Source organism: Erwinia sp. BNK-24-b (genome assembly GCF_047456155.1).
In the GTDB taxonomy this organism is placed as follows: Bacteria; Pseudomonadota; Gammaproteobacteria; order Enterobacterales; family Enterobacteriaceae; genus Erwinia; species Erwinia phyllosphaerae.
This window is the reverse complement of the sequence record NZ_CP179901.1, coordinates 546,721-561,024: the sequence shown is the minus strand read 5'-3', so window position 1 is coordinate 561,024 and position 14,304 is coordinate 546,721. Positions and strand designations below refer to the sequence as shown.

Sequence of the window (14,304 nt, the reverse complement as noted above, 5' to 3'; positions counted from 1 at the left end):
CCTTAATTAAACAATCTTAGAAACGACCGACGCTTCTTCCGGCTCTTCAGCCGCTTTGACTAACGTCGGCGGCTGGTTAGAAATATGGTCGCCCGCATAGTGTTTTAGCTGCGGCACCTGCTCTGCCGGCACCGGTTTTCCTAACAGATAGCCCTGTAGCGAGTTACAGCCCAGGCCGGTAAGAAAATCCTGCTGCTCCCGGGTTTCTACCCCTTCCGCGACCACTTTTAGCTGTAGCGTCTGCGCCAGCGCAACGATAGCGGTGACGATGGTGGCGTCTTCGCTTCCCGTTTGCAGCTCGTTAACAAAGGCGCGATCGATTTTTAATTCGTTGGCCGGCAGGCGTTTTAAATAAAGCAGGCTGGAGTAGCCCGTGCCGAAATCGTCAATAGAAGCTTTGACGCCCAGCTCCGTCAGCTCGGTTAAGATACGCACGCTTTCGTCCGGATCGCGCATCGCCGTGGTTTCGGTAACTTCCAGCGTCAGCAGCTCCGGGGGGATCTGATGCTCTTTCAGGGCGTTAACCACCGTCTCTACCAGCCCGCTTTGCTCAAACTGTAGCGAAGAAAGATTGACTGCCACCGACCATTGCGTATTGCCCATCCGGTGCCAGACGCTAAGCTGGCGGCAGGCTTCATTAATTACCCAGTTACCGATGCTGACGATCAGTCCGGTTTTTTCCGCCAGCGGCAGGAAGATATCGGGCGTCAGCAGGCCACGCTGCGGATGCTGCCAGCGAATAAGTGCCTCAAAGCCGACAATCGGCCCCTGTGGCGCGCAGAATTTTGGCTGATAGAAGAGTGTTAGCTCGTTATGTTCCTGCGCCAGCCAGAGGTCGTTAATCAGCTGGAGCTGATTCTGGGCGATAGTGTTCATCGACGGCTGAAAGAAGCTGTAGTCGTTGCGGCCGTTATTTTTGGTATGGTACATCGCCGCATCGGCGTTAAACATGAGCTCGCGTTCGTCGTTACCGTCGCCCGGATACACCGCAATGCCGATACTCAGCGATACCACCAGCTCATAACGCGAGATTAAAAATGGCTCGTCAATGGCTTTCACCAGCATATCGGCCACGGCGGCCGCGTCGTTCGGCTCGCTGATCTCGACCAGCAGGACAAATTCATCACCGCCCAGACGCGCCAGCGTGTGGTGCCCTACCAGAAGATTCTTCATCCGATCGGTGACGGCTACCAGCAGGTTATCGCCAACGTGATGGCCAAAAGCGTCATTAACCGCCTTGAAGCCGTCCAGATCCATAAACATCAGGGCGAAAGAGGTATCTTCCCGCACCGCTTTATTCAGCGCCTGATCCAGCCGGTCTTCCAGCAAAATGCGGTTTGGCAAACGCGTCAGGTTGTCGTGCAGCGCCAGCTGGGCCAGCTCGCGGTTTGCTTCGGCCAGCGAAGAAGCCAGTACCGAAGTGCGCGCCTGCAGGCGGGCATCCAGCGTGGACACTACCAGCGTGATGCCCAGAATAGAGAGCGTTACCACCACGACCAGCACCGCCAGCCAGTTGCTGTTAACGCCCATCTGCGTGGCGTGGCTGTCCATCGGGAAATTGGCGGCGGCCATGCCGCTATAGTGCATGCCAGCAATCGCCGCGCCCATGATCAAAGCCGCTCCGGCGCGCAGCAGCGCAAGGTGTCCGCCGCCTTCGCGCAGTTTAAAAGCGAGCCACAGCGCGGCCGTTGACGCCACCAGCGCAATCACCACGGATACCGCTATCCAGCTCCAGTTCCAGCTGATCCCCGGCTCAAACATCAGGGCCGCCATGCCAATATAGTGCATCGCTACCACGCCGCTGGCCATGGCCACCGCGCCGACCATCAGCCGCGAGATCGTCAGTATGCCGTAGCAGACGATCCACAGGGCGAAAATCGACGCCGCAATAGCCACAAACATGGAGACCAGCGTCAGCAGGGGATCGTAGCTCATGACCATTGCCAGATTCATCGCCAGCATGCCAATAAAATGCATAGACCAGATACCGATGCCCATGGCAAAACCACCGCCAACCAGCCAGACCCGGGCCGCTTTGCCGGTCGACGTCGCGACTCTGCCCGCCATATCCAGCGCGGTATAGGAAGCCAGGAAGGCGACAAAGATGGAGACAATAACCAGTAACTGGTCGTAAGAGCTCATAAGCATATGCAAGTCTCTGATACAAAAGCCAGTTTTCTGGCACTGGATAATAGGATGATGAAGCTACAACAGCGTTTTCAATAATTACGGTATCGGCTAAATGGTAATCAACTTTACCCCAGGGGGAATAAAGTGGCGGCTCCCTGCGGGCAGGACGGAAGTTTTCCGCCTATCTCCTTATAATTTAACAGGTTTATTAGCGGTACCGCTTTGCCCGATGACCTTAGCATCCGCACTTTTTTTTGCCCAGCGAAACCCAGGATTAATCTTGATTATTTTCTTCTGTCGCGCCTTTTTGCCTTCAGCAGCGGGCCCGCGCACTGCTTTCAATTCATTAACATTATTTTTGCGTTTCGCTTCCCTGAGTTTTTCAGGCTGATCTATAGTGTAAAACATAAAAGAGATTACGAGATTGTTAACAGACGCGCCTTACTCTCTGTCAGGCGCACTTTGTCTGGCTTTACGCTTACTGTGGCGCGGCCATTGCTTGTTTATTAACACCGGGCGAAAAAGTACTTCCATTGGTCTGATCGGTAAGGATTGATTATGAAAATGAAGCTTTTTCTGCTGGGTTGCGGCCTGGGCCTCGGCGTGGCCTCTTCCGGCTTTGCCGCCACCACAACGGGAACAATCAACGCTACGCTGGTGCTGACCACCGGCTGTCTGGTCAACGGGCAAACCGCGACCACCGGCGTTAACTTCGGTACCTTAGACTTTGGTAGCAGCGCGGCAACTTTTGATACGCTGAACGCCACGCTGGTTGGCGCGCTGGGTAACGGTATTTTTGTGCGCTGCACAACAGGCCAGACTTATAACGTGCAGCTGACCAGCAGCAATGCCGCACCGGCTACCGTTTTTGGCGAGGTCACCGCACAGCCGCGCTATCTGATTTTAGGCAGTAACGCGACGCAGGGCATTGCCTATACCCTTTATAATTCCACCTCTTACACCACGCCCATCGCCAATAATACTAACCTGACCAGCACGGGCACGACCGATCCGACCAACGGTGATAACTATCCTATTTATGGTCGTATAACGGGCGGCGGCTTCAATGCGGCTATTCCGGCAGGAACCTACACGGACACGATTAACGTCGCCGTAAATTACTGACCGATGGTTTCAGGGAGCGCATCGTGCCGGAGCGGGTAACAGGACTGGCGAATCTGAGGCCGCTCTGCTTCACGTTTTTTTTTGTTATCGGCTCGGCACGGGCGCTGCCCACGCAGACTTTTCAGGTTTCGGCAACGATTGCTAACGGCTGCGTTGTTTCCGGCACCAATACGGGCGTGTTCGGCACGTTAAATTTCGGCACGCAGCCCGGCGTCGGGTCGGTTTCGGCCAGTGCCAGCTATGTACAAAGCTCGACGATTACGCTGGCCTGTACGCCAGGCACCACGCTGAATATGAGCATTAACGGCGGCAGTAACTATTCCAGCACGCGCAATCTTAAAATCGCTAACAACACGGATTTGGTGGCTTATTCGCTCTATACCAGCGCCACCCACAGTGCGGCAAGTGCCATTCCGGTCAATCAAAACGTGGCGCTGACCTATAGCAATGCCAATAACATTACGCTACCGATTTATGGCCTGCTGCAAATGAGCGGCGTCCGCCGGGCGGGTACTTACAGCGATACCTTAACGGTGACGCTGAGTTGGTAAAACAGGGAGAGAAAGGATGAAGATGTTACGTATGCTGACCTTGCTGGCGGGTTTTGCCGGGTCGCTGCTGCCCGCCTGGGCAGGAAACTCGGTATTGATTTGGCCTATCGATCCTAAAATCCACAGCGGCGATAAAGCCACCGAGCTGTGGCTGGAAAATCGTGGCGCTGCGACCACGCTGATGCAGGTTCGCGTTTTTACCTGGGAACAAAAAGAGGGCCACGAGCAGTATCAGACGCAGCAAACCGTGGCCGCCAGTCCGCCGCTGGTAAGAATAGAGCCGGGCCAAAAGCAGCTGGTCAGATTAATTAACCAGGTACCGCCTCCTGCCGGAACAGAGGTGGCTTACCGGGTCTTGCTTGATGAGATCCCCACGCCGCAAAAACCGGGTGATAACCAGGCCGGGCTGAATTTTCAGATGCGCTATTCTGTGCCGCTGTTTACCTACGGCGAAGGTCTTTCCGCCGAGGCGGCGAAGCCCGATCTGAGCTGGCAAATCGTTAACCAGAATGGCAGATCGATGCTGCGCATTACCAATAACGGTAACGGCCATGCGCGATTAAGCGACGTTTCGCTGGGCGGTCGAACGCTGTCAAACAGCCTGTTTGGCTACGTGTTGGCGCATTCCAGCAATACTTTTCCACTGAGCTTTCCGGCCTCCAGCCGTTCAACGCTGAGTGCGGAGCTGGATAACCACCAGACCTGGCGTAGCACCGGTTCGTCCCGCTAGCCGATGAGCAGGCGATCTGCGTCACAAAGACGCTGTTCCCTGGCTATCAGCCTGTTAAGCTGCCTGCTCCCCGTGGCCGGTCGCGCGGAAACCTATTCCTCTTTACCACCGCCGCCCACGCCTAACGCGGCAAGCTCGCAGAATCAGCAATATATGCTGGGGCTGGTGGTAAACGAGCAGGATAACGGCCAGGTCGTGCCGGTCGAATTTCGCGATAATCACTACCTGCTGCGCGCGGGCGATTTGCAGCGGGCGGGCATTCCTTCGGCGCTGATTACCTCTTCCATGATGGATGTATCCGCTATGCCGCAGGTAAAGGCGGAATATGACCAGGCGCGCCAGCGCATTCTGTTAACCGTGCCGCCCGGCTGGTTACCCAGGCAAAACCTGGAGAGCCAGCAGCAAAACGGGCCGCGCTATCCAGGCAGAACCTCTACCGGCGCGCTGTTTAATTACGATCTTTATACCAGCCATATCTCCTCTAACGGCAGCCGCCTTTCCGCCTTTAATGAATTTCGCCTGTTTGGCGCGCTGGGGCAGTTTTCCAGTAACGGCGTTTATCAGCAGCAGCTTTCCGGCCAGGCGGGCGCACAAAATGAAGGCTATCTACGCTACGACACATACTGGAGCAATCAGGATGAGAACCGCTCGCTAAGCTGGCGCGTGGGCGATCTGATTACCGATTCGCTGTCGTGGAGCAGCAGCGTGCGGCTGGGCGGGATTCAGATAGCGCGTGACTTTTCCGTGCGGCCCGACCTGGTGACTTATCCCCTGCCTTCGTTTTCCGGCCAGGCGGCAGTGCCTTCCACGGTTGACCTTTTTGTTAACGGCTATAAAAGCAGCACCAACAGCGTACAGCCCGGTCCCTGGTCAATGACCAATATGCCGTTTGTTAACGGTGCGGGCGAGGCGGTAGTGGTGACCACGGACGCGGCGGGTCGGCGCGTCTCTACCACTATGCCTTTTTACGTCTCCAGTAACCTGCTGAAGCCTGGCCTCTCCGACTTCTCCTTTTCCGCCGGTGCGCTGCGTAATAATTACGGCGTTAAAAGCTTTGACTATGGTTCAGCGGCTGCCAGCGGTTCCTGGCGCTATGGCGTGACCGACTGGCTGACGCTGGAAAGCCACGCCGAAGGTGCGGATGCCCTGGCTCAGGGCGGCGCTGGCGGTCAGTTACGGGTGGGTTCACTGGGCGTGGTCAACGCGGCTCTGGCGCAGAGCCAAATGAACGGCGAGCGCGGCAATCAGTACAGCTGGGGCTATCAGTACAGCAACAGCCGCTTTAATATCGGCACCCAGCATATTATTCGCTCGGCTGACTTCGGCAATCTTGCCCTGTATGGCGACCGCAACAGCGGCGTAGCGGGCACGGATTACACTCTCAGCCGACGCAGCGCGCAGTATAGCGCCAGCGTATCGCTCGACAGCTACGGCAGCCTGGGGGCGGCCTTTATTGATATCACCAGCGGCAGCGGCGATCGCACCCGGCTATTGAACCTTTCATGGAGTAAAAATATCTGGGGCAACAGCAGCCTCTATATTTCCGCCAGTCGCGATCAGCAGCAGGGCGAGTGGTCCGGCACCGTTTCGCTGGTGATCCCCTTCAGCGAACGCGGCAATGCCAGCCTGAGCGTGTCCAGGGATCAGCAGGGCATCACTTCGCAACGCGCCACGGTTTCCCGCTCGATGCCTACCGACGGCGGTTTTTCTTACGATGCTTCCTGGGCAAACCAGAGCAGCGGCGGCGACTATAAACAGGCGAGCCTGAGCTGGCGTAACCAGAAAGTGGAAACTTCAGCGGGCTTTTACGGCGATGGCGATTACAGCACGGAATGGGCGGATGTCACCGGCTCGCTGGTGTTGATGGACGGCAGCTATTTTGCCGCCAACCAGGTCAATGACGCTTTTGTGCTGGTGAAAACCGACTATCCAGATATTAACGTACGCTATGAAAACCAGGCGATGGGCAAAACCGACGCCAAAGGCTATCTGCTGGTGCCGGGCATTAGCTCTTACTACCCGGCGAAGTACGATATCGATACGCTGGATCTGCCTGCCGATATGACCACCTCCAGCGTCGAGCAGCGCTTTGCGGTTAAACGCGACAGCGGCTACCTCCTGCATTTCCCTATTGAACCACTGCGTGCGGCCAGCGTGGTTGTACATGACCAGCAGGGAAATCCTCTGCCCGTCTCTACCCAGATTATTCGCCCGGACAGCGCCACGGAATATGTTGGCTGGGACGGTATCGTCTGGATGGAAAACCTGCGGGAGAAAAACGTCTTCCGGGCCGAAACCCCGGACGGACGTCACTGCGAAGCCGAGCTGGATGTGCCCGGCGGTCGTCCAAAGTCGTTACAAACCTATGGCCCATTAACCTGTGCCCTTTCCGGCGCTTCAGGAAATTCACCATGACCATGCCATTATTAACACTTTTCCGGCGACCAGCCGTAAAAATGCCGTTGCTGCTTCGTCTGATGCTGTTTGTACTGCTGATGGGTTCATCATTGTCTGGCTGGGCGGCCTGTACGCTCCCCTCTTCTACCGCGACATTCGGCAGCGTCAGCTCTTTTACGGTAAATACCACCGTCAGCAATATTACCGCTAACGTCAATGTTAACTGTGGTTCCGGCAGCGTGCTTTCTTTGCTCTCTTCAGATTACATTAAGCTACAGCTTGCCAGCGCTACCTATACCAGCAGCACGCGCGGCGCGTTGAAAACCTCCAGTACCGGCACGGATTTGATTCCCGTTCGCGTCTGTAGTGATTCAGCCTGCGCCACGGAGATGCTGGTTGGCGGCACGGCGGTAACCTATAGCCAGGCTCAGTTGCTTAATTTGGTAGGAGTCGGCGGTGGGCAAAACTTCACTATTCCGCTCTATTTACGCACTGTAGCCGGACAGGTCGTGGCGGCCGGCACCTATACGGTCACGCTGAATATTTTGGTGAGCTATAGCATCTGTACGGGAATTGGCGCACTGGGACTGTGTGTTGCCGGCGGTCAGCAAACCGGCTCCGGCACGGTGCCCATCACCACTACGCTGGTTATCACCAATGACTGCACCACTATTACCGCCCCCAATATCAGCTTTGGCAGCGCGCCTCTGGTCAGCAGCTTTAGCGCCGTTTCGCAATCTATTAACGTGATTTGCACCAAAGGCAGTACCTATACGGTCGGCCTGAGCAACGGTAGCCATGCGGTTGGTACGCAGCGTTATATGATTAGCGGCACTAATCTGCTGGCTTATGAAATCTATAAAAACGCGACCACTTCGCGCTGGGGTCCGACGGGCACCGAACGCGTTGCCAGCACCGCGGCCAGCAGTATTACTACCGATGGACTGACCCGGACCTTTACCTATACGGCAAGAATATTGACCTCGCAGACGACACCGGTCGCAGGAAGCTACAGCGATAGCGTGGTGGTGGATCTGTCCTTTTAACCGATCAGCCCGGCGTAAAAAGCTGGTCTGCCGGTGGTTTTGCCCTTTGACAGTGCATTGTTAACCTCTTGTTACTAATATGTTTATATTTGCACCGCTTAAGGGTGAGGTCTGTCACATTAATCGACCGGGAAGCACGCTAAAAGATAAGAAAAACTGAAAGGACAGGCGATGACTTCTTTATCTTCACCCGCGAAAAAGCCGCAGAGCAGTGCGCGAACCATCTTCAATGTGACCAGCGGCAACTTTCTGGAAATGTACGACTTTATGGTGTTTGGCTATTACGCTACGGCGATTGCCAAAACCTTTTTCCCCGGCGATAACCCTTTTGCCTCGCTGATGTTAACGCTAATGACGTTTGGCGCGGGCTTTTTGATGCGCCCGCTGGGCGCGATTATTCTGGGTTCCTATATTGACCATCACGGTCGACGTAAAGGCCTGCTGTTAACGCTTGGGCTAATGGCTATCGGTACGCTGACTATCGCCGTGGTGCCGGGTTACAACACGCTGGGCGCGGCGGCGCCGATTCTGATTTTGCTGGGACGTTTGCTACAGGGTTTTTCAGCAGGCGTTGAGCTGGGCGGTGTTTCGGTTTATCTGAGCGAAATTGCCCCAAAGAACCGCAAAGGCTTTTTCGTCAGCTGGCAGTCCGGTAGCCAGCAGGTTGCGGTGATCTTCGCCGCGCTGCTTGGCCTGGCGCTGAATCACCTGCTGGCAAAAGATCAGGTTACCGACTGGGGCTGGCGTATTCCTTTCTTCGTCGGCTGTATGATTGTGCCTTTCCTGTTCTGGGTCAGAAGAATGCTGGAAGAGACCGAAGCGTTCAGCCAGCGCAAGGTGCACCCTTCCATGCGGCAAATCGTGAAGAGCGTTGCCAGTAACTGGGCGCTGGTGCTGGCCGGTATGCTGATGGTCGTTACCACTACCGTTATGTTTTATATGATCACCGCCTTTACGCCAACGTTCGGTAAAACGGTGCTGATGATGAGCGACAAACAGAGCTTTTTAGTGACGCTGTGCATCGGGCTGTCAAACCTGTTCTGGCTGCCGATAATGGGTGCCGTTTCTGACCGCTACGGTCGTCGTCCGCTGCTGATTTTGTTTACGGTACTGATGATTGCCACGGCGTGGCCGGTGCTGCACTGGCTGGTAGGTTCGCCTTCTTTCTCGCACCTGCTGGAAGCGGAACTCTGGTTATCGTTTCTGTATGCCAGCTATAACGGTGCGATGGTGGTCTATCTGGCTGAGGTCATGCCTGCGGAAGTACGCGCAACCGGCTTTTCGCTGGCTTATAGCCTGGCGACCGCGCTGTTCGGCGGCTTTACGCCTGCCGTGTCCAGCTACCTTATCCACGTTACCGGCGATAAGGCGATGCCAGGCGTCTGGCTGACTTTTGCTGCCGTTTGCGGTCTGGTTGGTACAATGATTATTAAGCGACTGGTACGTCAGTACCAGGCCCGCCACGCTGGTGAACCTGTGGCGCAGATGTAATGTTTTAAGGCATAAAAAAATCCGTAACCTGGGTTACGGATTTTTTTTGCTGATTCGCGGGGTAAAGGTAACTACTTCGCTACCGTTTCCATCCCCATCAAACCAATCTTCAGATAACCTGCCTGACGCAGCTTATCCATTACGCCCATCAGCGTTTCATAATCTACCGACTTGTCCGCCTGGAAGAAGATGGTTGCCTCTTTATTGCCCTGCGTCTGGCTATCCAGCGCGGCCAGCAGCGTTTCCTGCGTGACGGCGTTGTTGCCGATAAACAGCTGCTTATCCGCTTTAATAGAAAGGTAAACAGGTTTTTCCGGACGCGGCTGCGGCGCGCTGGTTGATGCAGGCAGATTGACGCGTACGTCAACGGTAGCCAACGGCGCAGCGACCATAAAGATAATCAGCAGCACCAGCATAACGTCAATAAACGGCGTGACGTTGATTTCGTGCATTTCACCGTTGCTTTCGAGATCTTCATTTAATCGCATGGCCATGTGCTTATCCTACCCGCAGCTTCTGTGCCTGCGCGCGCCGCGCGCCGTTGCTGGCAGCCAGGTCCAGATCGCGGCTTTGCAGCAGCATGATCTGAGCGGCAACGTCGCCCAACGTAGCTTTATAGTTAGCAATCATGCGGGCGAACACGTTATAGATAACCACGGCAGGGATCGCTGCGACCAGACCGATAGCCGTCGCCAGCAGCGCTTCTGCGATACCCGGTGCCACGACGGCCAGGTTGGTAGTTTGCGTCTGGGCGATACCGATAAAGCTGTTCATAATGCCCCATACGGTGCCGAACAGGCCGACAAACGGCGCGATAGCGCCAATCGTTGCCAGAAAGCCGTTGCCGCGACCGGCATGGCGGCTAAAGAAGGCGACGCGACGCTCAAGGCGGAAGGCGGTGCGTTCTTTAATGCCGTCGTTGTCTTCCGAATTCTCAGAAAGCTCCAGCTCGTTCTCCGCTTCTTTCAGCAGCTGGGCGCTAAGGCTATTGGCCTTAAAGGTGCGGCAGGCTTCCGCTGCTTCCGGCAGTGAGCGTGCCCCGGCCAGCGCCTGCTGCTCGTGCTTCAGGCGGCGCTTTGCTGAACTCAGCTCTGCGCTTTTACTGAAAAAGATTGCCCAGGTGACCACCGAAGCCAGCAGCAGTCCGATCATTACTACCTTTACTACGATGTCTGCATGATGATACATGCCCCAGACGGAGAGATCCGTCTGCATCAAATCATTCGTCACGCTGTCTCTCCAACAAGTTGCCGATAGCGAAAATTACTGTGCGGATCATACCAAATCACATCCGAATTGATAGTAGTTATCATTACTATTTACCTTTGAGGCACGACTTTTTACACTTTTTCGCCCTTTTCCCTGAACAGACCAGGGTTTTCCCTGAAACTTTGTCATGTAATAAACTGGCGAATATCGCCTCGCCGTTGGTCGTGTTAACGTTATGGTTTCACCGTCTTTGCAACCGGGTAACCGATGACCAGTAAAAAAATTGAAACGGCGCTGATTGCCGCCGGCCGTAGCAAACGTTACACCCAGGGTTCTGTTAACAGCGTCATTCAGCGTGCTTCCTCGCTGGTTTTTGACAGCGTCGCCGACAAAAAACGCGCCACTGCCGGACGGGCTGAAGGTGAACTTTTCTATGGACGGCGCGGTACGCTGACCCATTTTTCGCTACAGGAAGCAATGACGGAGCTGGAAGGCGGCGCGGGCTGCGTGCTTTACCCCTGCGGCGCGGCGGCGGTAGCTAATGCGATCCTCGCTTTCGTTGCCGCTGGCGATAATGTATTAATGGCGGGCTCCGTCTATGAGCCAACTCAGGATTTCTGTACCCATATCCTCGGTAAAATGAACGTCTCCACCACGTGGTTCGATCACACGATGGGAGCGGAAATTGGCGAGCTGGTCACCCCGCAAACCAAAGTCGTGTTTCTGGAGTCGCCCGCTTCCATCACGATGGAAGTGCAGGATATCCCGGCAATCGTTGCTGCCGTGCGCGCCAAAGCGCCCGAAGCCATTATCATGATCGATAACACCTGGGCGGCGGGCATTCTGTTTCGCGCGCTGGATTTCGGTATTGATATCTCAATACAGGCCGGCACAAAGTATCTGATTGGTCATTCCGATGCGATGATCGGCACCGCCGTAGCCAATGAACGCTGCTGGGCGCAGTTGCGTGAAAACTCTTATCTGATGGGACAAATGGTCGATGCGGATACCGCCTATATGGCCAGCCGCGGCCTGCGCACGCTCGCCGTTCGCCTGCGCCAGCATGAAGAGAGCGCGCTGCGAGTGGCCCACTGGCTGGCCGAGCGTCCGGAAGTCGCCGTAGTCAACCATCCGGCGCTGCCGCAGTGTAAGGGCCATGCGTTCTGGAAGCGCGATTTCAGCGGCAGCAGCGGCCTTTTTTCCTTTGTGCTCAAGGCGCGGTTAACCGATCGCCAGCTGGCAGATTACCTGGATAATTTTGAACATTTCAGCATGGCCTACTCCTGGGGCGGTTTTGAGTCGCTGATCCTGGCAAACCAGCCGGAAGAGCTGAACGCAATCCGCCCGGCACGCGAGGTAGATTTCAGCGGCACGCTGGTGCGTGTGCATATTGGTCTGGAAAACGTTGACGATCTGATTGACGATCTGGCCGCAGGTTTTGCCCGCCTGGGATAACAGCATAAACAAAATCGCAACAACCCGATATCTGCGCTGCCGATCAACGCTGGCGCAGAGTTTTACGAGTACACTAATAGCATTGATGCGGTAAACAGGATATGAGATGGCGGTATTTCATGAGATTGTGCGGGCGCTATGGCATCAGGATTTTGCCGCTCTGGCCAATCCCGATGTGATTTGGATTGTTTATGCGGTGATGTTTGTTACGCTGCTGCTGGAAAATGGACTGCTCCCCGCCGCGTTTTTGCCTGGCGACAGCCTGCTACTGCTGGCGGGTGCCATGATTGCCAAAGGCGTGATGGGCTTCTTCCCTACCCTTGTTATTCTGACGCTGGCGGCCAGCCTTGGCTACTGGCTGAGCTATCTACAGGGCCGCTGGCTGGGTAATACAAAGCTGGTCAGAGGCTGGCTGATGCATCTGCCCGCCCAGTATCACCAGCGCGCCTGGAGCCTGTTCCACCGCCACGGCCTGATGGCATTACTGCTTGGCCGTTTTCTGGCTTTTGTCCGGACGCTGCTGCCAACCATGGCCGGTATTTCTGGCCTGACGCACTCTCGCTTTCAGTTTTTTAACTGGCTCAGCGGCCTGCTCTGGGTCGGCATTCTGGTTTCGCTTGGCTATGCGATAAGCCAGGTGCCCTTTATCAAACGCCATGAAGATCAGGTGATGTCGGTGCTGATGATTCTGCCGCTGGTCCTGCTCTGCATCGGTCTTGTCGGCAGCCTGGCGCTGGTGTTCAAGCGGAAAAAGGCTTCTCAATAGGTACAACTGTTAACCTCTCTCAGCCGTTGGCAATAATCGCAGCGGCTTTCGGCTTCCTCAGCCGTGGGCAACAATCGCAGCGGCTTCGGGCTTCCCTGGCCATTGGCAATAATCGCAACGGCTTCAGGCTTCCTCAGCCATTAGCAATAATCGCAGCGGCTTCAGGCTTTCCTGGCCATTGGCAACAATCGCAACGGCTTCTGGCTTCCCTGGCCATTGGCAACAATCGCAGCGACGCGTTCGCTAACCGCTTACCTGCCCTGCCTCTCTTTCTATTCTGCCTGACGCATTCTGCCAATCTCTTCGCCCGGCGTAGCGCCAAAGTAGCGTTTGAACTCGCGCGAAAACTGCGAGGCGCTTTCATACCCTACCCGCATTGCCGCCGCACTCGCCTTCAACCCTTCATGCAGCATCAGCATTCGTGCCTGATGGAGCCGGTAACTTTTCAGATACTGTAACGGCGAGGTACTGGTTACCGCTTTGAAATTGTGGTGAAAGGCCGACACGCTCATGTTCACTTCTGCCGCCAGCTGCTCCACGCTCAGATTATCCGTGTAGTGATGCTGGATACGCCGTAGCGCGCGAGCTATCTGGCTAAACTGCGTCTGGCGGCTGACCAGCGCCATCAGCGCGCCACCACACGGCCCCGTCAACACATGGTAAAGCAGCTCGCGCACGATTTGCGGCCCCAGTACTCTGGCGTCGCGCGGGTTTTGCATAACGTCCAGCAGGCGTTCCGCTGCGCACAGCATGGTTTCAGTCAGCGGCGCAGAGTGGATACCGCGCGTTTGCGGCAGCGGATGAAAACTGTCGTCTTCGCCGATATCGATTAGCAAATCCTGCAATTTGACCGGCTCAACGTTCAGCAGGATGCCAGCCAGCGGCTCTTCCGGCGTGGCAAAAGTCTCGCACTCTACCGCCAACGGCACGGTAAGCATCAGATATTCCGACGCGTCATAGTGAAAAACATGGTTGCCCAGATAGCCGGTTTTCCGGCCCTGAAACAGAATCACAATGCCCGAGGAGTAAAGCACCGGCGTGCGACCGCTGGGCTGGCTGGCATAAATAAGCCGGATATCGGGCAGCAGCGACTGCACATCCGGCGTTGAGTTGATCAGCTGCACCACCTGACCCGCAAGCCTGGCACAAAGCGTATTGCGATCCATGAATTTTCCCCCAGAGAGAACAGAACCGGCATCATGCCGAATCCTGTTTCATTCATCCAGTCCCGAAGAGAAACAGGCAAGAGGAAAGCAGAAATGAGCATGCCGCGTCGGCGATTTAAAGCCTGGTCGGTTTGCTAACGCGCTCATTAATCTTAATTGCATAAAAGGGCCGCCAATCTCAACTAAACTTAGTGTCACTTCCCGACGCAGAAGCGTCGGCACCATCGCTGCAAAGGAG

At 55.6% G+C, this 14,304-nt stretch carries 13 protein-coding genes; 8 read left to right on the top strand and 5 right to left on the bottom strand.

Annotated features, from left to right (window positions below; translation table 11 throughout):
• Positions 1-6: 6 nt before the first annotated feature.
• Together ACMGGR_RS02635 and ACMGGR_RS02630 are read right to left on the bottom strand one after the other, a co-directional pair.
• Complete coding sequence (locus ACMGGR_RS02635) at positions 7-2,148, bottom strand: putative bifunctional diguanylate cyclase/phosphodiesterase (protein WP_414148091.1); 2,142 nt, start codon at positions 2,146-2,148, stop codon at positions 7-9.
• A gap of 171 nt (positions 2,149-2,319) precedes the next feature.
• Positions 2,320-2,538 (bottom strand): hypothetical protein, encoded by a 219-nt coding sequence (locus ACMGGR_RS02630; protein WP_414148090.1) that lies wholly within the window; start codon positions 2,536-2,538, stop codon positions 2,320-2,322.
• Positions 2,539-2,688: 150 nt separating this feature from the next.
• On the opposite strand from ACMGGR_RS02630, the gene ACMGGR_RS02625 reads away from it, so the two are divergent.
• The 6 genes from ACMGGR_RS02625 (at position 2,689) to ACMGGR_RS02600 (ending at position 9,470) form a co-directional block, all read left to right on the top strand.
• Positions 2,689-3,255, top strand: a complete 567-nt coding sequence (locus ACMGGR_RS02625) for a spore coat protein U domain-containing protein (protein ID WP_246759966.1) — start codon at positions 2,689-2,691, stop codon at positions 3,253-3,255.
• An 86-nt stretch (positions 3,256-3,341) separates the two neighbouring features.
• Positions 3,342-3,806, top strand: a complete 465-nt coding sequence (locus ACMGGR_RS02620; protein WP_246760125.1) for a spore coat U domain-containing protein — start codon at positions 3,342-3,344, stop codon at positions 3,804-3,806.
• A gap of 16 nt (positions 3,807-3,822) precedes the next feature.
• On the top strand, positions 3,823-4,536 hold the full coding sequence (locus ACMGGR_RS02615) for a molecular chaperone (protein WP_414148089.1): 714 nt from the start codon (positions 3,823-3,825) through the stop codon (positions 4,534-4,536).
• Between the two features lie 3 nt (positions 4,537-4,539).
• Complete coding sequence (locus tag ACMGGR_RS02610; RefSeq protein ID WP_414148088.1) at positions 4,540-6,951, top strand: fimbria/pilus outer membrane usher protein; 2,412 nt, start codon at positions 4,540-4,542, stop codon at positions 6,949-6,951.
• Positions 6,952-6,992: 41 nt separating this feature from the next.
• Positions 6,993-7,979 (top strand): spore coat U domain-containing protein, encoded by a 987-nt coding sequence (locus tag ACMGGR_RS02605; protein ID WP_414148899.1) that lies wholly within the window; start codon positions 6,993-6,995, stop codon positions 7,977-7,979.
• Between the two features lie 171 nt (positions 7,980-8,150).
• On the top strand, positions 8,151-9,470 hold the full coding sequence (locus ACMGGR_RS02600) for an MFS transporter (protein ID WP_246759962.1): 1,320 nt from the start codon (positions 8,151-8,153) through the stop codon (positions 9,468-9,470).
• A 71-nt stretch (positions 9,471-9,541) separates the two neighbouring features.
• Here the strand turns inward: ACMGGR_RS02600 and exbD are convergent, their stop codons facing one another.
• Positions 9,542-9,964, bottom strand: a complete 423-nt coding sequence (gene exbD / locus ACMGGR_RS02595) for a TonB system transport protein ExbD (protein ID WP_246759961.1) — start codon at positions 9,962-9,964, stop codon at positions 9,542-9,544.
• Positions 9,965-9,968: 4 nt separating this feature from the next.
• On the bottom strand, positions 9,969-10,700 hold the full coding sequence (gene exbB, locus ACMGGR_RS02590; RefSeq protein WP_246759960.1) for a tol-pal system-associated acyl-CoA thioesterase: 732 nt from the start codon (positions 10,698-10,700) through the stop codon (positions 9,969-9,971).
• A 246-nt stretch (positions 10,701-10,946) separates the two neighbouring features.
• On the opposite strand from exbB, the gene metC reads away from it, so the two are divergent.
• Positions 10,947-12,134, top strand: coding sequence for a cystathionine beta-lyase (metC, locus tag ACMGGR_RS02585; protein WP_414148087.1), 1,188 nt, complete (start codon positions 10,947-10,949; stop codon positions 12,132-12,134).
• Positions 12,135-12,240: 106 nt separating this feature from the next.
• A complete protein-coding gene (locus ACMGGR_RS02580; protein WP_246759958.1) occupies positions 12,241-12,900 on the top strand; it encodes a DedA family protein in 660 nt (219 codons plus the stop codon).
• Positions 12,901-13,172: 272 nt separating this feature from the next.
• Here the strand turns inward: ACMGGR_RS02580 and ACMGGR_RS02575 are convergent, their stop codons facing one another.
• Positions 13,173-14,066: an AraC family transcriptional regulator gene (locus ACMGGR_RS02575; protein WP_246759957.1), complete on the bottom strand. Its 894-nt coding sequence runs from the start codon at positions 14,064-14,066 to the stop codon at positions 13,173-13,175.
• Positions 14,067-14,304 lie beyond the last annotated feature (238 nt).